At 55.9% G+C, this 20,068-nt stretch carries 19 protein-coding genes and 1 pseudogene; 1 reads left to right on the top strand and 19 read right to left on the bottom strand.

The window, feature by feature from the left end:
- The 15 genes and pseudogenes from IQ26_RS35975 to IQ26_RS35905 all read right to left on the bottom strand — a co-directional run.
- A pseudogene (locus IQ26_RS35975) lies at positions 1-189 on the bottom strand (IS1380 family transposase); the annotation flags it as partial.
- Positions 190-277: 88 nt separating this feature from the next.
- Entirely contained in the window at positions 278-478 is a 201-nt protein-coding gene (locus IQ26_RS39350; protein ID WP_156090975.1) for a hypothetical protein, read from the bottom strand.
- Between the two features lie 244 nt (positions 479-722).
- On the bottom strand, positions 723-1,979 hold the full coding sequence (locus IQ26_RS35965; RefSeq protein ID WP_145723135.1) for a methylaspartate ammonia-lyase: 1,257 nt from the start codon (positions 1,977-1,979) through the stop codon (positions 723-725).
- Positions 1,980-2,081: 102 nt separating this feature from the next.
- The gene (gene phnF, locus IQ26_RS35960; protein ID WP_145723134.1) at positions 2,082-2,816 is read right to left on the bottom strand and encodes a phosphonate metabolism transcriptional regulator PhnF; all 735 of its coding nucleotides are present in this window, start codon (positions 2,814-2,816) and stop codon (positions 2,082-2,084) included.
- Between the two features lie 66 nt (positions 2,817-2,882).
- Positions 2,883-3,767, bottom strand: a complete 885-nt coding sequence (locus tag IQ26_RS35955; protein WP_145723133.1) for an ABC transporter permease — start codon at positions 3,765-3,767, stop codon at positions 2,883-2,885.
- A complete protein-coding gene (locus IQ26_RS35950; protein ID WP_145723132.1) occupies positions 3,764-4,702 on the bottom strand; it encodes an ABC transporter permease in 939 nt (312 codons plus the stop codon). Before IQ26_RS35950 ends, IQ26_RS35955 begins: the two co-directional genes overlap by 4 nt.
- Positions 4,699-5,706: an ABC transporter ATP-binding protein gene (locus IQ26_RS35945; protein ID WP_145723131.1), complete on the bottom strand. Its 1,008-nt coding sequence runs from the start codon at positions 5,704-5,706 to the stop codon at positions 4,699-4,701. The genes IQ26_RS35950 and IQ26_RS35945 overlap by 4 nt, the downstream gene beginning before the upstream one ends.
- Positions 5,703-6,758 carry an ABC transporter ATP-binding protein gene (locus IQ26_RS35940; RefSeq protein WP_208760290.1) on the bottom strand — a complete coding sequence of 352 codons (1,056 nt, stop codon included), beginning with the start codon at positions 6,756-6,758 and terminating at the stop codon, positions 5,703-5,705. Before IQ26_RS35940 ends, IQ26_RS35945 begins: the two co-directional genes overlap by 4 nt.
- Positions 6,759-6,769: 11 nt before the next feature.
- Positions 6,770-8,209, bottom strand: coding sequence for an ABC transporter substrate-binding protein (locus tag IQ26_RS35935; protein ID WP_162458176.1), 1,440 nt, complete (start codon positions 8,207-8,209; stop codon positions 6,770-6,772).
- Between the two features lie 264 nt (positions 8,210-8,473).
- Positions 8,474-9,391, bottom strand: coding sequence for a metallophosphoesterase family protein (locus IQ26_RS35930; RefSeq protein ID WP_145723129.1), 918 nt, complete (start codon positions 9,389-9,391; stop codon positions 8,474-8,476).
- Between the two features lie 860 nt (positions 9,392-10,251).
- Entirely contained in the window at positions 10,252-11,520 is a 1,269-nt protein-coding gene (locus IQ26_RS35925) for a methylaspartate ammonia-lyase (protein ID WP_162458175.1), read from the bottom strand.
- 60 nt (positions 11,521-11,580) lie between these two features.
- The gene (locus IQ26_RS35920) at positions 11,581-12,957 is read right to left on the bottom strand and encodes an MFS transporter (protein ID WP_145723127.1); all 1,377 of its coding nucleotides are present in this window, start codon (positions 12,955-12,957) and stop codon (positions 11,581-11,583) included.
- A gap of 151 nt (positions 12,958-13,108) precedes the next feature.
- A complete protein-coding gene (locus IQ26_RS35915) occupies positions 13,109-13,885 on the bottom strand; it encodes a class I SAM-dependent methyltransferase (protein WP_145723126.1) in 777 nt (258 codons plus the stop codon).
- 24 nt (positions 13,886-13,909) lie between these two features.
- Entirely contained in the window at positions 13,910-15,121 is a 1,212-nt protein-coding gene (locus IQ26_RS35910; RefSeq protein WP_145723125.1) for an NAD/NADP octopine/nopaline dehydrogenase family protein, read from the bottom strand.
- A gap of 109 nt (positions 15,122-15,230) precedes the next feature.
- On the bottom strand, positions 15,231-16,364 hold the full coding sequence (locus IQ26_RS35905) for a pyridoxal phosphate-dependent aminotransferase (protein ID WP_145723124.1): 1,134 nt from the start codon (positions 16,362-16,364) through the stop codon (positions 15,231-15,233).
- 503 nt (positions 16,365-16,867) lie between these two features.
- Here IQ26_RS35905 and IQ26_RS40135 point away from each other — a divergent pair.
- The gene (locus IQ26_RS40135; RefSeq protein ID WP_208760289.1) at positions 16,868-17,194 is read left to right on the top strand and encodes a type 2 periplasmic-binding domain-containing protein; all 327 of its coding nucleotides are present in this window, start codon (positions 16,868-16,870) and stop codon (positions 17,192-17,194) included.
- A 179-nt stretch (positions 17,195-17,373) separates the two neighbouring features.
- On the opposite strand, the gene IQ26_RS35890 is transcribed toward IQ26_RS40135, so the two are convergent.
- The 4 genes from IQ26_RS35890 to IQ26_RS35875 all read right to left on the bottom strand — a co-directional run.
- Positions 17,374-17,565: a hypothetical protein gene (locus tag IQ26_RS35890; RefSeq protein WP_145723137.1), complete on the bottom strand. Its 192-nt coding sequence runs from the start codon at positions 17,563-17,565 to the stop codon at positions 17,374-17,376.
- A 239-nt stretch (positions 17,566-17,804) separates the two neighbouring features.
- Positions 17,805-18,476: a hypothetical protein gene (locus tag IQ26_RS35885; protein ID WP_145723123.1), complete on the bottom strand. Its 672-nt coding sequence runs from the start codon at positions 18,474-18,476 to the stop codon at positions 17,805-17,807.
- A gap of 37 nt (positions 18,477-18,513) precedes the next feature.
- Positions 18,514-19,221, bottom strand: a complete 708-nt coding sequence (locus tag IQ26_RS35880; RefSeq protein WP_240547417.1) for a hypothetical protein — start codon at positions 19,219-19,221, stop codon at positions 18,514-18,516.
- Between the two features lie 659 nt (positions 19,222-19,880).
- The coding region (locus tag IQ26_RS35875; RefSeq protein WP_162458174.1) for an ATP-binding protein at positions 19,881-20,068 on the bottom strand (188 nt) is incomplete at its 5' end.

Below are 20,068 nucleotides of genomic sequence, written 5' to 3'. Positions count from 1 at the left end.
GATCGCGGTGGTCGATGAAGCAAGCGGCCACCCGGTCGAAAAGGCCGATAGCCCCGTCGGCGTGGCGAAGCAGCAAGGCGCCGGCATCCGAGGTGATCGCCCGATCGCCCCGCCGTCGAAACCGGCGACAACTTTGTGGGCGTCGAAGCCTTCAAATTCGAGCTGGTCAGAGATACAGTGTGTTTGCATCGGACCCCGTCCTTGGATCTGATAACTCTTTGTTGCAAAAGCAGTTTCTCAGATTCTCGGGGCCGATGCACCCCTCACTTTGAGATATTCAGGCTAGCGCATATTCTTCATCACTATGTCGGCGCGCGCCAAGCCAGACGCCGCGCCCGACAGCGTTCTCACCTTCGCCGAGATCACTGCGCTCGACCGGATCGACGCGTCCCGAACGCGACCGCGCCTCCAACGGCCCACGCTCGCCGCTTACCTGCTGCAAATTGCCATGCTTGGCGGCTATCTCGCCCGCAACCATGATCCGCCTCCCGGCAATATGGTCGTCTGGCGCGGCATGACCCGGTTGCACGACATCGCCTTCGGCATCTCCATTGGATCAAGCCGACGATGTGGGTAATCGGAAGCGTCACCGGAGGGGTACACAAAACACGAGCCCGGTGATCAAGCGATAGGCAGAACCGGGTTCGATCGGCTCGCGTTCGCCGGAGCCGCCAACAGTTTCGAATATCAGAATGATCCTACCTGAATTGTGGGCACCAGCATCAAGCCGCTAACGCTGCCCGCCTTCGTTTCCGGATAAGTTCGAGGGTGCGAGCCATTTCGTTGGTCTGCATCATGAGCGCCTCGTCGCCTGACAATCCAGGCTTTGATCCAATGAAGTCTGGCTTTGACGCAAGCGCAACATGAACGGATATGCGTGCCGATTGATCTGTCTCGTTGGCTGATCCACCCAGAAATGCACCAACCCCATGCTGCTTACAATAGAGCACTGCCTCCATAGAATTGTTGATGCCGCCTAGATCTGGCATCTTGATTTGAATGTAATCGGCGGCCTTCTCATCACAAAATGCACGAATATCAGACAAATTGTTACACCAGTCGTCGGCGATTATTCCTACATTGATGCCGGATATCTGAAGTTCACGTCGAAGCGTCTTCATCCGCTCGATCTGACCTTCTCTGGTTCTTTCTAACACTGGTGTCTCCACAAGTAGTTGAAGTGATCCTGCGGCCTCAGCGGCCCGGCCGATCAACGCGGAAACCATACCGATGTCTTGAGCAAACATGTCGCCAAGTAACCCATAGAAATCGAAATGAAGGGTTGGTCGATAACTCTCGCCGCCGATGGCAGCTACACGAGATGAGATTTCACGGATATGCTCAAGCAACTTCTCTCCATTCCACCCGATTTCGCTCTCGATATCCGTGAAGTATGTGTGTGGCAGTATCTCTGGGCGCTTGAGAATCATTCGATCAAGTTGCAGAGTATTGTGCGGCTCACAGCTCACAGAGATTGCGATGGGGCTTGTTGAGACTGACGTCTGATACTCGCGTGCGAGAACCTCGGCCATCGTCTCTTTGTGATTTAGGGAGACTGCGTGCAGAATCGCCTGCGTCAACCCATATCGCAACGCCACGGGCAATTGCTGCCCGCCGAGAGCGAAATCGTCGAACTCTTTGGCCAACCGACGGAATTCGGAGAGAGGCTGACCACACAGACGATCTGTCACCGCACCCTCGAGCTGTATCAGCCCTTCGCTACTCCGAAAAAGCGGATCTCTCCCCGAAACGCCTGCGAAAACCACGTCGCAGCAATCGCCAAATGCTACCTGGCCGTCCTCGAGGATCAACATAATTGAGACGGCATCAGCAGGCTCTACGATGTTGACAAACCCAGGTGTCTCCGGGTTGCCACGATAGATAAACCCGTCTGCCACCGCGCCGGCCTTCACAGCTGCGAAGTCAATGTGAAAGTAACCCGATCGGCCACCGGAGCAAACCACGCTATCAATTTTCATGTTCTGTCCTAATTTTGCGCTGCACCCAGACGACAAGCTGACATCTATTTTCGACGGGTGTTTGCGGGGGCTGTGTCTTGACTTAACAATGCCGGCACGGCCCTATGCGGTATCGTCATCATCACTCTCTACGATGAACTGCACACGATCGCCGGCCCAGACGGATTCCGAGTAGCAGATCGGGCGTCCAGTCTCGTCGACATCAACCTTCTGTGTGCAGAGGACCCAGCGGGAGCGCGGCTGCTGAAGCACGCGCGCCTCATAGTGGGTCGGCGGGCGAGTGGTAATAGCGGTATGAAGGCGGGTATAATCGTGTATCCCGTAGGTCTTCAAATGTACACTTGACCCTTGCTCCAATTTAAGTTGAGCAAACCTAGGGAACCGTTCGGACGGATAGTACATTTGCCCGAACGCGATAATGACACCATCCGCCAACGAAACACCCTCAACGACAACCACACGATCGCCCGCTTTGATTTTTAGGCGCTGCGAAACCTGGTCCGACGCCGGCATTTCCTCGACCCGCTTCAATATCTTGCCGGGATCGACGCCCTGACGCTTCAGATTCTCTGAATACCGCGTTCGCTTCGAAATCTCATAGTTGATGATCCCATCGTGAACGAACGTGCCACGACCTTGTTCGATGCGAACGAGGCCATCATCTTCGAGCCTCGACATGGCGCGGCGGACTGTGTTTCGGCTAACGTCGAAGCGGGATGCGAGTTCTGGCTCTGTCGGAAGACGCGAGCCGGGACCTAGACCTTGGGTGGAGATATCCTCGACGATTTTTTCGCCAATTTGCCGCCAAAGCGCCTCTCCCGATTTTCGTTCAAGCACTGTCTAGCTACTCCTATCTGCGGCACACCCGAGCGTTCTCGACTGAGTTTATCGTATCAGTTGAATTCAATTTGAAGGCATCGCATCCAGCCGGTCGCGAAACCAATCGCCGACAAGCGTTACCGATAGGGCGGTCAGGAATATCACTGTTCCGGGGGCGACCGCAGTCCACCAAGCGGTGGTCATGAATTCGCGCCCGCTGCCGATCATCAGGCCAAGGCTTGTCAGCGGGGGCTGGATTCCAAGGCCGAGGAAACTCAGGCCGCTTTCAAGGAGAATAATGCCGGGGAAGTTGAGCGTAATCTGCACGAGCAACGCCCCGCCAATATTTGGAAGAACATGCCTAGAGTATATGCGGATTGGATGAAAACCAAGATTGCGTAACGCCTCGACGTATCCCAGCTCTTTCGCAGAGAGGACCAGACCGCGAACTAGTCGTGCATAGACCTCCCAGCCGTAGAGTCCGAGCAAGATGACAAAAAGGAATATGCTGTTTCCGAAGAATGCCAGCGCGGCCAGGGCGAAGATCATAAACGGGATAGAGGCCTGGAAATCGACAAGCGCTGAAAGAATATCCTCCCAGAGACCCTGAAAATGAGCCGCCAGAAAGCCAAGTAGTGTGCCGAATCCCGCTCCTACTAAAGTTCCAGTAACCGCAATTAGCAGGCTAAAACGCAGAGAAAACAGAACGCGGCTGAACACGTCGCGACCAAGTTCGTCGGTTCCAAAATAGTATCCGTGCGGACCACCCAAGAACGATGGCGGCTTGAGGCGGATGAGTAGGTTTTGATCATTGTAGCCTTGCGGCGCGAGAATGTCTGCGAGCGCCCCACTCATTACCGCGACCAGCAGAAATGATATTGCGCCCGCGATCACGAGACTTGGGAGCCGTCTCGTTGATGCGAAAGTCGTCCTGCGACCGATCGGGTCTGTAGCGGCTTGCTCTTTCATCGCGACATTCCCCCCGTCTTCGAGCCGATCCTCGGATCAAGCCAGCCGTAAATTAGATCGACCAGGAGGTTGGCCATCACCATGGCCAGCGCCGAGAGAAAGACGATGGTCTGCACTACAGCGACCTCACGTCCTGCGACTGCGGTTACCGTGAGCCGGCCAATACCAGGCCAAGCAAAAACCGTTTCAACGATTACTGCACCGCTTAGTAGTTGCCCGACAATGAGTCCGAGCATTGTGACGATAGGAATTGCGGCGTTTGGTAGGGCATAGCGTAAAATTCGCCATGACGAGGGTAATCCGTTCGCTAATACCGTTTTCATATATGCTTGTGACAGTACATCCAGCATTGACGCTCGCGTGAAACGCGCAAGTGTTGCTGCATTCCACAGTCCTATAGTCAGCGCCGGCATAACAAGGTGAGCCCAGGTTGCGCTTCCTGAACTCGGAAGCCACCGCAATGACATCGAAAACAGCATAATGAGCAAGATCCCGAAGAAAAAAGTTGGGACGCTGTGACCGACAACTGCGAAGGAGATGACACTACGATCGACAATGGAGTTTCGCATCACTGCTGCGGCGATGCCTGCCGGCAAGCCGACAAGAAGCGCTACGGCCAGTCCCGCGAAACCAAGCGTCAACGTTGCGGGGATTCGCTCAGTCACCGCTTGGAGCGCCGGACGTCCGTCGCGGAAGGACATGCCAAAATCTCCGTGCAGAACGCTTGCTACATACCGAATATACTGAACATAAATCGGTGCATCCATGCCCCAGCGGGCGCGATACTGTTCGACGACGCTTGCGGGAGTGTCTTCGGGCAGCAGCATTTTGATCGGATCGCCAGCGAGGCGAAGCATCAGAAAAACAAATGTGACGACGAGAATCAGAGTCAGCAGGGCCCGAAGAGTTCTCACAATCAGGAATCGAGCGCTCATGCGCGGCCACCGCCTTCAGTGTCTGCCCGCACAGCCAGGTGGCAGGCCACCTGGCGTCCTTGGCCAACTTCCACCAACGCGGGCTCAACCCACCGACAAATGTCGCGGGAGAACGGACAGCGTCCTTGGAATCGGCAGCCAGACGATGCCGATGCTGGATCCTGCAATTCGCCACCGAGCAATGGCCCGGCTGAGGGATGGTGCCGGCGTGTCGTAGGCACCGCCGCCAGAAGGGCTTGCGTGTAAGGGTGATGGGGATTCTTGAAGATGTCGGCCGTGGAAGCGATTTCGACAATACGACCGAGGTACATGACAGCAACGCGATGGCTAATATGCCGCACGACTCGTAAGTCATGGGAGATGAACAGGTAGCTCAAGCCGAATACCTGTTGCATTTCCATTAGAAGGTTCACTATCTGAGCTTGCACCGAAACATCGAGCGCGGAAACCGGCTCATCGCACACGATTAGCTTCGCCTGCATCGCCAAGGCCCGGGCAATAGCGATGCGCTGCCGCTGGCCACCTGATAGCTCGCGAGGAAGCCGATGCTCGATGCTGGCTCCGCCAAGGCCAACCCGATCCAGCGCGTCGACCACGCGGTTGTGGCGCGCGCTCTTGCCGCCGGCCAATCCATAAACGGAAAGAACCTCCTCTATCTGAGCGCCAACCGGCATCCGAGGGTCCAAAGCACCGGCCGAATCTTGGAAAATCATCTGCATGTTGCGTCGAGACTGCCGCCAGGCAGCTCCGCCAAGCTTGAATAGGTCTTCGTTCTCGTAGTGAACGGTGCCACTCGTCGGCTTCATGAGCCCGAGAGCAATTCGTCCAGTTGTCGATTTCCCAGATCCGCTCTCGCCTACAAGTGCGAGCGTTTCTTTGCGGCCAATGGAAAACGTTACATCATCGACTGCCTTTATCATGCGTGCCTTCGGCCCGAACAATCCGCGCGCCGACGCGAACGACCGCGACACGGCCGTTACTGTCAATAATGAAGCCGGGTTCATTCGCTCATCCCTAAAGGAAAATGGCATGCTATGACGGCCCCGCTCGACGTAGTGGTGCGATGGGGCGCCACCTTCCGACATTTATGTTGCGCCGCCTGACAGCGAGGCTCGAAGGCGCAACCGACCGGCGCTTCCGAAAGCGATGCTACGCTGCCCGGTATTGTGACCAACGTGTCTGCCACTCGATTGATGTCAGGTGACGCATCAATCAAGCCGCGGGTATAAGGATGCCTCGGCCGATCCAATACGGTCTCGGTGGCGGCCTCTTCCACGATCTCGCCGGAGTACATAACGGCAATTCGATCCGAGGTTTGGGCAATGACACCAAGGTCGTGGGAGACGAGGATGATTGCCATCCCGAGTTCGCGGCGGAGGTCACTCAGCAAGGTCAGAATCTGAGCTTGTATGGTAACGTCGAGGGCGGTCGTAGGCTCATCTGCGATGAGAAGTTTCGGCTGGCATGATAGCGCCATGGCGATCATTGTGCGTTGGCACATTCCACCCGATAGCTCGTGAGGATAATCATTCAAACGTCCCCGCGCGGCAGGCATCCGTACCAGGTCGAGAAGTCTCACCGCTTCCGCAAGCGCTGTCGTGCGCGACAAGCCTTTGTGAACCATAAGCTTGTCAGCAATCTGGGTTCCGACTCGGCGCACAGGGTTTAGCGAACCCATCGGATCCTGAAAGATCATAGCGATCTCTCGGCCGCGCAAACGCGCGAGCTTTTCGGACGATAAGCGTTGCACGTCCAATCCATTGAAGTGGATTTGGCCCTCGATCTGCGCGTTATCCGGTAGGAGCGACAGGACCGCCGAGCAAAGAGTGCTCTTGCCGCAGCCACTTTCGCCGACGATGCCCAAACATTCCCCGACGCGAACGCTAAGCGAAATGCCCCTGACGGCATGGATAGGGCCATGACGGCCCGGGAGCCGAACGCTGAAATTCTCGATGCGCAATAGGTCGTTGCCGTAGGGTGTTGCCGAAGGAGTGGGTGCTGCGATACCTCGCAGAACCCGACCGTTTTCTTCGAAACTAAGTTCAATCAGCGACACTAGCGCGGCCCCTAGTTTGCGGCTCGAGCAAAGGCGAGATTGTCTGGCCGGAAGTCCGTTCTGTAATCTGCGGTCGGCAACCAAAGAATACTGCGTTTCGCCGCGAAGAACTGTGGCGTCCGGTAGAGCGGAAACGCGGGAACCTCGTCGCTGAGGATATCGAGAATACCCTGGAAAGTTCCCCTTCGGCTGTCCTCGTCGAGCGTTGCAAGCTTATTGGCAAGGGCATCCAGTCCTGGGACACCGTTCGGAAAGCCACGTTGGCGAGTAAGAGATTGATTGCCGAAGAAGCACGACCCCAAGGCTTCCGGTGCGGCGAATTCGAAACCACACCCCCCCATCACGGCCGCACGGCCTGGAGCGAAAGCCTGCGACCAGTTCTCGACGATCTCGAGCTTGGCGTTGATCCCGACTGCCTGCCACATAGCCTGGATGGCCTGCATGACAGTCTCGCCGTTGACGTAATAATTTGCCAGCACCCGAAGCGTTACAGGTGCGCCCGAGTATCCTGCTTCCTTGAGCAATTTCCGTGCGCGATCGGGATCAAACTTAAATCCTGGCCGGTTTTGATCGTACAACGCACCAAGGGCGGGTAGTTGGAACTGGTTCTCAACGTTCGTCTTTCCATTCCAAATTGATTGGACGATCGCGTCGCGGTTTATTGAGAGCGCTAGAGCTTGGCGAACTCGCTTGTCCGCAACGACCGGCTCGGTGGCTACCATCCAGAGCTGTTGCATTTGATCCAGTAGGGACGGCAACACGTGGAGGTCAGTGGTTGCCTCGATCGTCGCGAACTGGTCCGGCGTGATCTGCGTGATCAGATCAAATTCCCCACTGACCAGTCCGGCCACGCGGGCTGCGGTCTCAGGAACCTCCCGAAAGGTGATCGTGTTGAAGGTCGGGCGCCCGCCGAAATAGTCGTCGAAAGCCGAAAATGTGATATGGTCGCCGTCTTTCCATTCGACGAACTTCAGCGGTCCCGTACCGATCGGTGCTCGTTTGAACGCCGCTTGTCCCTTTGTCGTATATGCGCGCTTGTTGACGATCGCCGCAGAATAATGCGCTAACTTCAACTCGATTGTCGGATTGGTCTCGCAGCTTAAAATTCGCACCTTGTAGCGGGAAACGACTTCGGCAGGCTTCCAGCATCCAAAAAACGCTTTGGCCGACGGGAGCATTGCACTCTCACCAAAGATCCGCTCCGAGGAAAAGGTGAAGGCAACGTCATCGGAGGTGAACTCGTCTCCGTTGTGGAATTTTACGCCTTGGCGGAGATCAAGCTCGACCGTACGGCCGTCAATCCGTCTCCACGCCGTCGCCAGCGCCGGAACAAGAATAGAACCCTTCGATGGATCAAGACTCTCGGCTTTGTAGTCCCGCCTGATAAGGTTGTCGAAAACCGAACCGTAGACCCGCAATTCCGTGGCAAGCGGCGTATCGGCAGGGTCCATCTTCGACCCGAGGGAGTTCACAGCGATTGTGAGATTGGGGCGGTCCTGAGCGCTAGCCCCCGTCCCAAAGAGCGCGGAGGCAATTGCTAGGGCGCCAGCCAAAGCAGGTAAGCGATGAAGCCAAAATTGCATGAGGAAATGCCTTTCTAAGTTGGCGTTCGATGGACGGGGTCAACCCGCGCTAACGCCGGTCTGAGGAGCTACAGCCGAGTGTCCGACACTTGGGGGTGTTTTGCTTTTGGCGTTTGTTGCCCGCCGGCCCAATCACGCCATGAGTAGCCGCCCTGCATCCTCGCCGAGGGACTCCAAGGGGAGGTGTGGGACAGTTCGCATGGCACCGTAGCGTGCCAAGAGGTCGGTAATGTCGTTGGGTACGATACCGGGCGGTTCGGCGAGGGTGAATTCGATGCCACCTGCGTCGTCTAACCAATAGTGGACGACGCCTGGTTTCAACAATGCACGAAAAGATCGCGGCATACGCAATATCTGCGCCGTGCTCGGTGCCCAAACCATAGCGATCGAGCCAATTACGAAACTGCGGTAGTGATGATTATGGCCGGACGCTATGAGGCGGAGGTTGGCATCTCCAAGCGCGGCTAACAGGCGGCTGCGACCCTCCGGGACCACGCAAATATTAGGTGAACTGTCCTCATCGAGCCTTTCCACGCACAGCGGCTTGTGAAGAAAAATTGCGAGTGGGCGTGTCCGATCGCGCGATACGATCTCGCGCAACCAGTCATATTGCTCCTCCTCTCTTTGCACGTTGCTGCCAAGGAGGAACGCATTGAGACCTATCAGGCGCCATGTGCCGAGCTCGCGGGTCCAGCGATCTGTGCCGAATACTCCTAAGTAGCGCTCGATCCGCTCGTGATTGACGTGCTGTCCTTGATAGGGATTGGGGTTCAGGTCGCCGATATCGTGGTTTCCGGGTACCGCTGACCACGGAACAGTAATTCGATCCAACTGCGATCTAGCGAAAATGTGATCCTCTAAGCAATCCGGATCGTCAAGCGCGTGATCTCCCGTTGATACAACTATATCGGGATTCTCGTGCGCAATATACGAGAGGCAAGACTCCCACCCGTGCTGATTGTACGCGCGAATCTCGCTCAGGTGTAGGTCAGAAACCTGGATAACATGATGCCTTTTCATAATAGGACTTAAGTTTTTGATCAGATACACCTGAGGCTCCCATCAAATCCATGACGGCTTAAATAGGTAGGAACGTTTACAGATTTGTGACGGTGGCACGGTTTTTGCGGAGAAACTTCATGTTTCATATGATGGGGTCGTGTCCCCTGAGCACCGAGGAAAGGGCTGAGCAAAGAATCGGTGATCCGAGGGGGCACCAGAAGCGCCTGTTGGGAATCGACCAGGCCCAGCTACGCTTTGCGACTTGCGACTAGGACGTTCTCCCTACAGGATTTCCGAACCAATGCGCTTGGTTGCATCGCTGTCGGACAAGGTGTGGTTAAGAGCTTGAGGGCGGGTTTGAGAGAGGGCGCGGTCGTGTTGCGGGCTGGCTGCCTCGCCGGATGTGGCACAGCGTCGTCTCGTCGGCGTGCCGCCATCGAACGCGAAGTTGCAGAACCGCCGGAACGAAATCGACGTCGGAGTGGGTAGAGACCCGAATGAGCCGGTCGGCCGTAGGCGGCCGTAGGCAGTAGGCTTTGGCTTTCCTGCTCGGATCGGATAGGCTGGCGCTCCACCCACCATGTGGACCTGTGCGTCGACCAGCTGTGGTCTTGAGCAGCAAGGGATCGTCGCCGATACCATCCTATTTGGGCAGCCCAATCGGGTCGGCAGCGACATTGAGGTGGACTGGCTCGTGAGGTTGTCACTCGAACGGACCAACCTGCCTGGCGGATTCCTCACATGCCGGGCTCCAACGTACAGCGGGCTCGTTGAGTGCCGAAAAGCCGAAAATGAATTATTCGCCCATCTACACGGGCAGCCCACCGATCCCAATCGCGGCGGCGGGACGACAACTCAAGTCCACTTACACCGCGTTTGGAATGAACCAGACGGTGGTTGAGCATAGGTCAGCCCATACGACCTCGGCCGAGGTTACCGATGCTTCGATGATGTATCAAAGCTATGCTACGGGACATTTCGTTGCGTTGAATCATGAGCGCTTCATCGCCACCGCGACCCGGCTTCGCAACCATGAAGTCTGGTTGAGTCGCAAGAGCGATATGTATCGAGACGCGTGCAGATTGATCCGTTTCGTTATAGCTTCCCCCTAGAAACGCACCCATGCCGTGTTCCTTGCAATAAAGAACCGCCTCGATCGTATTATTAATGCCCCCGAGATCGGGCATTTTGATTTGCACGAAATCGCTTGCGTCGGCCGCAACTAGCGCTCTGATGTCGTCGAGCGTATTGCACCACTCATCCGCGATAATTGGCACGTTGACCCCTGCCGCTCTTAGTTGCACACGGACTTCGTGGAAAAGCGCGAGGTGTTCGTCGCGCGTCGCGCCGGTTACCGGCCCCTCGATAAGTAAGTCGAAGGGCTTCGCCGCTTCCGCGGCGCGGCCAAGACACGCCACAATCGCTGGAACGTTGTTGTTAAACAGATCGCCCAATGTTCCGCCCATGTCGACAACTATGCGAGGTTGGTATCCTGTATCACCGATGGCCAGAATGCGGGTCGCCACGTACCGGATGTACTCAGACAAATTTTCGGCGCCAGCGGTAAGTTGTTGCTGCGCGTTTTGGTAGTACGAGTGCGGAAGCAGATCCACACGCTTAAGAAGCATGCGGTCGAGGTGCTTTGGATCGTCAAGTTCACCAGTCGAAAGTATCGGAATAGGAACCGTCGAAACACCTGTCGCGTATTCTCGTGCTACCACCTCCGCCATCGTCTCTCTTCCAATGAGCGAAACGGCGTGGAGAATCGCCTGAGTGATCCCGTAACGCACCGCGATATGAAGTTTCGTGCCACGATGCCTGTGGGAATCAAATTCCTCTGCAATTGCTTTAAAGGACGTGATATCCCGGCCTCTCAACATGCCCGCAACTTCACCATTTAGAAGGTCCATGTGCATTGAAGGGAGGAAAATGGGATCCCTGCCATATACGCCTGAGTAAACGACGTCAGTGCAGTCACCGAATGCTACTTGGCCGTCATCGAGTATTAATACCACCGAGACCGTCTTCGCTGGCTCGACGATAGAGCTGAAATGTGGAGTCGTAACCGGTCCCTTATAGGTAAAGCCGTCGACAACGCGCCCCAACCGAACCGCCGCAAAATCGATGTGGAAATACGCAGATTGGCCGGTTGCAAAAATAACGTCGCTAATTTTCACGAGAAATCCCCCGCATTCAAAGATGCAAGTGCATACGAACTAACTCGGTGCATGTAGTTGTCATCGGGCAGTCCTTCCCATGAAAAGTTGAAACGTTGCGAGTGCAAGAAAAAACAAAATCGCTGAAGTCAGGAACGAGAGTTTCAATCCCTCAAGTAGTCGTTCTGACCCACCAGTTGCGACGAGTCCGTAAACGGCAACCCCGATAGCGCCTGTTCCTTGCTTGGCAGTATTGAGGAAGGCACCTGCCATACCGGCGCGGTCGAGCGGTACGCTCCCTAAAAGAATGTCGGTCGCAGCCGGCGCAATCAGCCCCGCCATTCCGACGGGAATAAGGAGGAAGGCGACAATGCTCGGATCGCCTGAACTCACCGACATGTAGATGTAAAGCGCAAAGTGCCCAATGCCTGCGACCGCTAAGCCGACGATGAGTGGTAGGCGCGGACCAAATACGCTGCCGAGCCAACCGCCCCCGATGCTTGCCAACACGAAGGCCAAGCTGAACGGAAGAAAAGCGAGACCTGCTTCCGCTGGAGAATAATCGTGCTGTCGCTGGAAATAGAGACCAAGCACAAACACGACGCCATAGTACGTTACATTTGTTACGCTACTAACGGCAATAGCGGCCGTGAACCCCGCTCGGCCGAAAAGCTCCAAAGGCAATACGGTTACGCCTCGCCGCCGTCCCATAGCAAAGGCCGACACGCCCGACGTGACGGCCAAGAGAAGAAAGCCGACTACCAGCGGTTCCACGAGGCCACGCCGCCCCGCCTCGATCGCGGCCGCGATAAAACCCACGAGCGTGAGGGCTACGAATGCTTGCCCAACAAGATCGAACCGCGCGTTGTCATTTCTCGCTGTGGTGCTAATATAGCGTGACGCGAAGAGGGCTGTTACTAGGCACAGAGTACCCTCAGCGGCAAACGCATTCCGCCATCCAGCAATCGTCATGAGGTAGCCGCCCACTACCGGGTTAAGCGCTACTGCCGCTCCACCCACGGCGGTCCAGATTGCGATCGAGCGTGCTCTGAGTCGAGGATTTCCGTGACATTCCCTGGCAATGAGCGCAAGGGAGCATGGGATAATGAGCGCTGATGCTGTACCAACTAGCGCTTGGGAGACGACAAGAGATGCGATAGTTGTGCCCGCCGCGGTGCCAAAAGAACCGAAGGCAAAAATGCCGAGACCCCAAAGAAACGTTGGTCGCAAACCGAGACGATCGCACAGCGTACCCCCCGATAGAAGAAGGGCTGAGAAGGCGAGCATATATGCATTCACGATCCACTGCAGTGAAGAAACGTACGCACCAAACTCAATCTGGATCCGATAAATAGCAAGATTTAGAATTGCCATATTACACTGGACAATGACATGACCCAAGCATATGAATATTAGAGTGTTTTGAATTGTAGTTTGATGAGTTCCGGCCGCAGCCATCCCCGCTCTCCTTAGACCAGGATCGGGCACGTAAAATCGATCGTCCTAGATGAAGCAGGGGCGCTAACCTTAGCAGTGCGACTTATCGAATAGGTTGCGAACGAGTGGAAATTATCGGCTGGCCGCCCGGTCCGCTCGCCGTGGAACCTGCCTAAACTGCTTCGACTGTCCAACTGTGAGTGTTGTAAGATAGATTTAAGCTCCGACGATCTCCGATAAGCTCATCAATCGCACCGATGATATTCGTCCATCGTTCCGGCCCGGCCTGACTCTGAATATCGAAGGACAGGCGGAACATGTTCAGATATTGCTCCCTAGTTGTCAGTTCGCTGTGCCAACCTTCGACGTGTATGCACCGGGAAAGCGAGGTATTAAGCGTTAATATTTGGGGAAGGCGTGGGAACAATTCTTCTATATCTTCGTATACGCGCCGAATGCCCGGAATCATGCTTCTGACTATTCCGTCGACCTCACGCTGAAACGCATCGTTGGCAAGATCGCGCAGGCACCAAATCGCCGTGAACTGGCCACCCGGCTTTAGAATCCTCCGTATCTCCCGCAGGGCGCACTTGTGATCCGTCCAATGAAATGCATCGCCCATCCAGGTCCAGTCGATACTGGCGTCTGGAAGACCCGTCGCCTCCGCAGTGCCCGCCTGCCAGGAAACATCCTGTGCGGCGCCCACGGCCTTCGTTCCCACGTCGCGCATTTCATTGCTCGGTTCTACTGCAAGCCCACGCCAGCCCGCCCAGGCAATCATGTTGGTTAGGGTCCCGGTGCCCGCACCGATGTCTGCAAACGTTCCGCTGGGTGCGCCTCTCGCCGTTCTCAGGAGATCGATGACTTCGAGCGAGTACAGATACCTGAAGACGTACGCCGGCGCGACGCGCGAGAAGTCATTCGATGTCTTTCCGAGTAAAGTGCGCATAGTGTACCTCCGATACAAGACTTATCACTGATCGTATACGTGAGTGTTCCTAGTTGTTTGAGCGACGATTGGAGCTTGATTATGCTGAACGGCTATGTCGCTAGCGTTCTGTGGGAAATCCGGCGGGAGATAGTCCGTTGCCCTGCCAAAAAGCGGCTCGCTGAGCGTCTCAGCCCAGGCGGCGATCTCCTCAAGCCGAGGCATGTCAACGTTCAATCGACGCGCGATCGCGACGAGCAGTGACAGCCCAAAATGGGTGTCCTCATAGAAAATTCGATGAGAAAAATCGATTTCAAACCCAATGCCATTACCAGCGCGTACTAAGGGAACCATTCCTTTGAAGGCTCGATTTGTTTTGAAGATGGTGTGAAGGCTCGAGCCGTCGGCTATAAAATCTTGATAATTTCGGAGAAGGTCGTCACGCAGCGGCGTTAAGGAAGCAAGATTGCACCCGAGTTCGGCTCTCACTCTTTTGATGAGCTGATACTGCTCGGCGGCGCAGTCTTCGATATAGGCAGCGCCGAGTTCGGTCAGGTCGCGCCACCAGCCTTGCTGGCCAGTGAACTTGGCGTCCGGGTTATCCGAATGCGGGCCGACAAGACCGTAGAGCGCCGGCAAGTGCAGCACCGGGTTGCCGAACGCCAGCGTGAGTTCGAGAAAACTGTTGGCGAGGATAAAATCAACCTGGAAAAGATGCTCAAGTATGTGCTGTAGCTCGCCAACCTGGTTGCCAGCGCCTTGTTTGTGACAAGCGAATACGTGGGTCCGTGGGCCGCCACCGGCCGCTACGGAAATGCCATGCACCAAATCATATGCCGTGTACGGGGGATCTTTGGTTCCCCAGATCACGACGTTTGGTGGCAACATCCTATCGGCTAGCCAATCGAAACCCGCATTGCCCGGAATGGCCCCGACAAAGACAGGATGATGCCGATCGACGAAAGGGGCTATCGAGGTCAGTATGAACGCCCTTACATGAGCTGGAACAGCTAAGATCACAACCTCCGCGCCGACGACCGTGTCGCAAGGATTGTTCGAAATATTCTGCGGGCGACCTTGATACTCCCTTCCATCGGGAAGGACAGCCAAAAGTCCTTTGGGCGGCATAGTGGCGCAAAGCTCAATTGCCTTTTGCGTGTAAACCGAAACCTCCACGTCTGTGACATGCGAAAACAGAGCAGCATACAGATGAGCGGTTCGCCCGCCGCCACAAATACACACCTTTAAGGTTCGCATAGCTTGTTCCTAGAAGTTCAATGGCTTAGCGTTTGTTCCTCAAGAGAGATCACACGCTTGGCAAGCTGGCCTCCGGCAGAAAGTCGTTATGAGGACTCGTCGCCACGGCCTATAATTCTGCTGCCGTCTCCAGTAGGCTATCGACGAGGCGCTGATTATCAGCTGTGCAACGCGCAGCGATTCGTAGATAGCGACCACCCTCGCCCATTGTTTTTCCTCCGTTGTGCCGAACAAGAATGCGGTGTCGTTTGAGGAGCACATCGGCCAGAACCGGTCCGTCTGGCCATTCGTCCGGCGTGCGGCAGAAGGCGAAGTTTGCGTGAGGCGGAATGACGATCATTCCTGGGATTGAGGAGAGCAGTCCAAATAGATTGTCGCGGTCGGCTCGAACCTGTGTCCAACTCGCCTCTGCTTCCGAGCGGAGCGAGCCGATCCTACTGAGGAAGAATTCTGCAAGGGAGTTCACATTCCAGATCGGAAGAAATTCGCGTAACCTCTCTGTAAAGGCAGTATTTGACGAGATAAGATAGCCAACACGTAGACCGCATGAACCATATATCTTTCCAAGGCTCTTTAGAATAGTCACATTCCTGAGAGTATCCAAGTCAGATTCCAAGCTGTCGTGATGGCTCATGTCGGTAAACTCGACGAACGACTCGTCAAGGAGAAGCATTTTTCCGCACTCTCCAAGGCGCGTAGCCAATTTGACCAGCTTTTCTTTTCCGACAGCCCTTGACGTCGGATTGTTCGGGGAGATTACAATTGCCGCATCAACTTCGGTCTTCTCGACGAAGCTCGCGAACTCGTCGACATCGAGATCGAACGACGGGGCACTGAGGGGAAATCGGACTAGGTGACCGGGAAGCGCTGTGTATTCGTAGGGGTTGAACGAAGGGGTTGGAACGGCGATACGAAGACCAAGCCCTCTGAGAAGCACAGGAATGATCTCGGCAACACCGTTGCACACCACGAGTCGATTAGGATCCTGCCCAAGGAGCTCCCCAATTTTTTTTGCGATCTGTTGATGCGGCGAGGGGTAGCAGGCAAGCAACTTTGGTAGAGCGGTCCTAAGTGCTTCGAGGAGAGTATTTGGCGGGAAATAGTTATTTACCAGGAGGACATGGTCCACCAGGTCATGTTGCCAGTATCCGCCGGGCAAATCATTTACTAGGCGACTACCTGCGGTATTAGTATTCCCAGCAAACGGGTGACGTGCAGTTGATTCGTTCGCGCCAGCGGTCATGGGAAGATCCTATCTGTTCTTTTGATGTCCGCGGTTGCCGCGCGTCTGGTCTATCCAATTGCACGAATGATGAGGCTCGAGACGACGTGTAGTGCAGCAAGTAGTAGGAAGCTTATGTTCACGATGTAGGAGCGTGCCATGCATTGTCATCTCTCATCGATAAATATCCAGCGTAGTATTCGCACATAGTATTCGATCGCCCGTACTGACGCGCTGCTCGAGCGCAACACCACAGCCGCCATCAAGGAACTCGACGCAGCTGCCGCGCGAAGGGCTTCATCACGAACCGCTCTGCGGCCAATCCACGATCTGCCTTGCCGTCCGCCGTGACAGAATCATCGAAGCAAGATGCGTGCCGAATTGGAGTACCATCTGCGTTGCAGCCCTTCCCCGTACCGGCGGCCTAGCCCTCTCGGCCTTTTAGTCGGGCTTCCGACATTCTTGTCCACCTTCGGACACAGAGGGTTTGCGGACAGACACTGGGCCTAAAGGAAAGGAGCCTCATGTATGCAAACGCCGTGACCCGTGTGAATCGGCGTGCAAAATCCTTTTGCGCGCCGATCCGGGGTCCCCATTCCGTGCTGATTGACACTCTCGTCGCCCAAGAGCGGCTCGAATATGTGCTACCAGATTGGCACTACGCGCCGCACCACGTGCATGCGGTCTATCCGTCGAACCGCTTCATTCCATTGAAGGTCAGGCGGTTCGTTGACGGCTTCACCGAGCACCTCGCCGCGATGGGTGCGCTCATCAGTGACGCGGGCCCTGGCTTAGCGGCGACGCAAGCAAGAGGCTTTAGCCTAACCGATCTACCCCGAAGTGGCGCTTGACCTTAACGCGCAGCATCCGCGTCACTACCAACGACGGCACCCCGCCGTACAGATTACTCGAGCACTTTCGCGAACGCCCGGGCTGCACCAAATGGGGCGGCTGGGGTTTCCCACATGGCCAGCAGACTGTTTGGTTTTGTGGGGAGCATCGAGGGGACGCGGAGAACTGGGGCTGGGTCCTACGCCCAACCCACGTGATCCGATTTTGCGAGCTTTAGAAACAAGTCGAACCAAAACCGATGCTCGGGTCCACCTCGATCGCCAAGCGTCTCGAACGCACAATACGCAACCGACGTCGTCCGGTCTTTGCCGTATTTGTCGATCGCAGCATCAATCGCCTCGTCCTCAGCCAAGAACTCCCATCCTCTAATTATGCTGCCGTGAATTCTCACGTTGACCTCCTCAAACCTGCCCAGGGAAAGCTAATGCTTGGGCGGTCCTGCGTCACCCTGCATCTCGAGAAGTCACGTCAATCGTGATGGAGGCCGATGTACAATTTTCAGAGCCTCCAGCGATGCCCTCGCCACGGCAGGGGCGGGTAGCTGGGGGAATGCCCGACTTCTTGTCCCCAGCCGCGCGTTGGATGCGCGTCACCGAACCTCGGCGAGTATCAGTTGCCGTCAACCGCTGACGATTGTTGAGCCTCGAACTGCCCGCGCGGATCGTCGCGGGCATGGGGCAACAGTTCGTAGCTTGCCAGATTTGCCATATCCAGAAAGTACCGCGACTTGCGTCTTGATGCTCCCCGTAGCCACTCCGCCAGTTCGGATTGCGTCACCTGCAACCATTCTGGAAATTCGGCGGGACCGCTGAACTCTCCTTCAATCAGTCCGGTTAGGGCGTTGATGTAGATGATGCGGCCAACACCGGGAAACTCGTAAATCTCCGCTCCTCGCCTGCCTTGAAGACGGTCTTGGATCAGCCGGTATCCTACCACCAAGACGATCTTGTCTTCCGGGTAGCGGTCATCCACCAAAAACCAGTTTGCAATCTCCTGCCTTCGGCCATTGTCGTCGGAGCCATGATACGCACCAAGTCCCATGTTGCAGATGGTACAGCACGGGACCAGCTTGCATGGGCCGAAATGCTCCCGGATTGCCCTTTTCGTGACCAACCCGCCTTCTGCGAACCTGTGAAGGACGTACACCGGAGGTTGATGATCAGATTTGCCGTCATTCGGCATCCCGCAATAGATGCATCGATCACCCTCGACGGCTTCATATACGAGCTCGAAACGCTTTTCTGCTTCGCGTCGGTTGTACTTTTGCTTTACCCGGCCCATGGGATTTTCCGTAACTCTTAGACCGCTCCGGCAACGGCTATGGCATTGCGGCCACAATTTCAGCGGTAACGTCGCGGACGCCGGGTGTAGTCCATACATCATCCCGCAACATGAATTTGTTGCTGTTCGTATGGGCGATGTAGGTGGAGCGCTCGACTACGAACGCGATGGGGATCAGCGCAGCCTTCACCACATTGAAGTCGTCATCAAACAGGACACCCGCCAGCACGTCGAAATGCCCCCCTTCAATGTCGCGGATGGCGGAAAGTTGACGAGACTTGTTGCGGCGGTGAATGCGACGACCCTTGATTTGATACCGCGTGCCATCTGTCCCTATCGCATCGTATCCCCGTTCGGAGTTCGGGGCTTGTCGCCAGCCGAAAGCGCGACAAAAAAGGTACTTGGCAAGATCGCCAGTCGGATTGTTGGCGCTGCGCACCACACCCCTGTCGCGCAACTCCTCGCCTATCTGTGCATGGAGCACGAGCAGTTCGGCCACGGATAGTGACTTCATGCGATCCGTGGCGGGACCGTCTTCCAACGGGAGCCAACCCTTCCTGACGCCATCCGCCCAGAGGGCTGTCGCATAGTCTTCTGGCCGTGTGTCATCGGCGTTTCGCTTGCGCAAGACGATACCGTCAATTTCGGCTTGCACATACGCGGCGCACACCTTGCTCTTGTCTCCGCCCAGTTCAACAGCGAGCTTACGCATGTAGTCGCGTTGTGTAACTACGTTGCCTGTCATCGCCTCTACCTCGCAGCGTGAGGCGAGCATTCTCCTAGCAATTGATTAACAGTTCTCGTCCGAGAGTTTCGGTCATTCTTCTCACCGGCTGGCGGATTTTGGAAGCCTAAGCGGGGCGGCTACCGATGCCTTGGCGCAAAATTCCGGCAATGTGGGAATTTGGTCCCGGGTCCAGGATGGGAGAAGGTTTTTTACAGTGTCGTCGAGCATAAACTCGCGGCGAAGACGCTCGTAAAGACTGTTGTCTGGCGAGCCGTCTGTGGCTGCGGCAGCATGATACTTTCACGCATCGTCGCCCGTTCGAGGTGACCGATCGGAAGCTCGTCTTCGTAGAGCAATAGTGTAAATATGTTGACATACTTCGATTTCATCAACGCGTAGAGCAATCAATACATCGCTTGTACGCCGTACCATACTATGGACACTGACGCAGAACAATACCCCGAACATTGATAAGATAGTCCCACAGTGCGGCGGCGCTGACGGCCTCTTTGGCCAAACGAGGGGAAATTGGGGCGACTGGCGAAGATTCTAGGATTGCTCGACGCCAGCGTGCGCATTTCGCAAAAGCCGGACAGGGGTTCCGCTAATTCCCGGACAGTGGTTTCGCTAATGTCGGGACAGTCTGGCGGCGTCGGTCCTCGGGTGCCTTGTTGCGTTCATGGATGATTGATTTCGCCGTTTTCGGTGCCGGTCAAGAGGGGCGCGGCCTTTTGCTTTCGCATGCTGTCGCCCTGAAGCACGATGCGGTGGGCGTTGTGCACGATCCTGTCGAGAATGGCGTCGGCGACGGTGGGGTCTGCGATCAGGTCATGCCATCTGGCCACCGGGACCTGGGCGGTGATCA

Source organism: Mesorhizobium tianshanense (assembly GCF_007830515.1).
Taxonomy (GTDB): domain Bacteria; phylum Pseudomonadota; class Alphaproteobacteria; order Rhizobiales; family Rhizobiaceae; genus Mesorhizobium; species Mesorhizobium tianshanense.
Note: the sequence above shows the minus strand (reverse complement) of the source record. Positions and strands in the feature narration are given on the sequence as shown.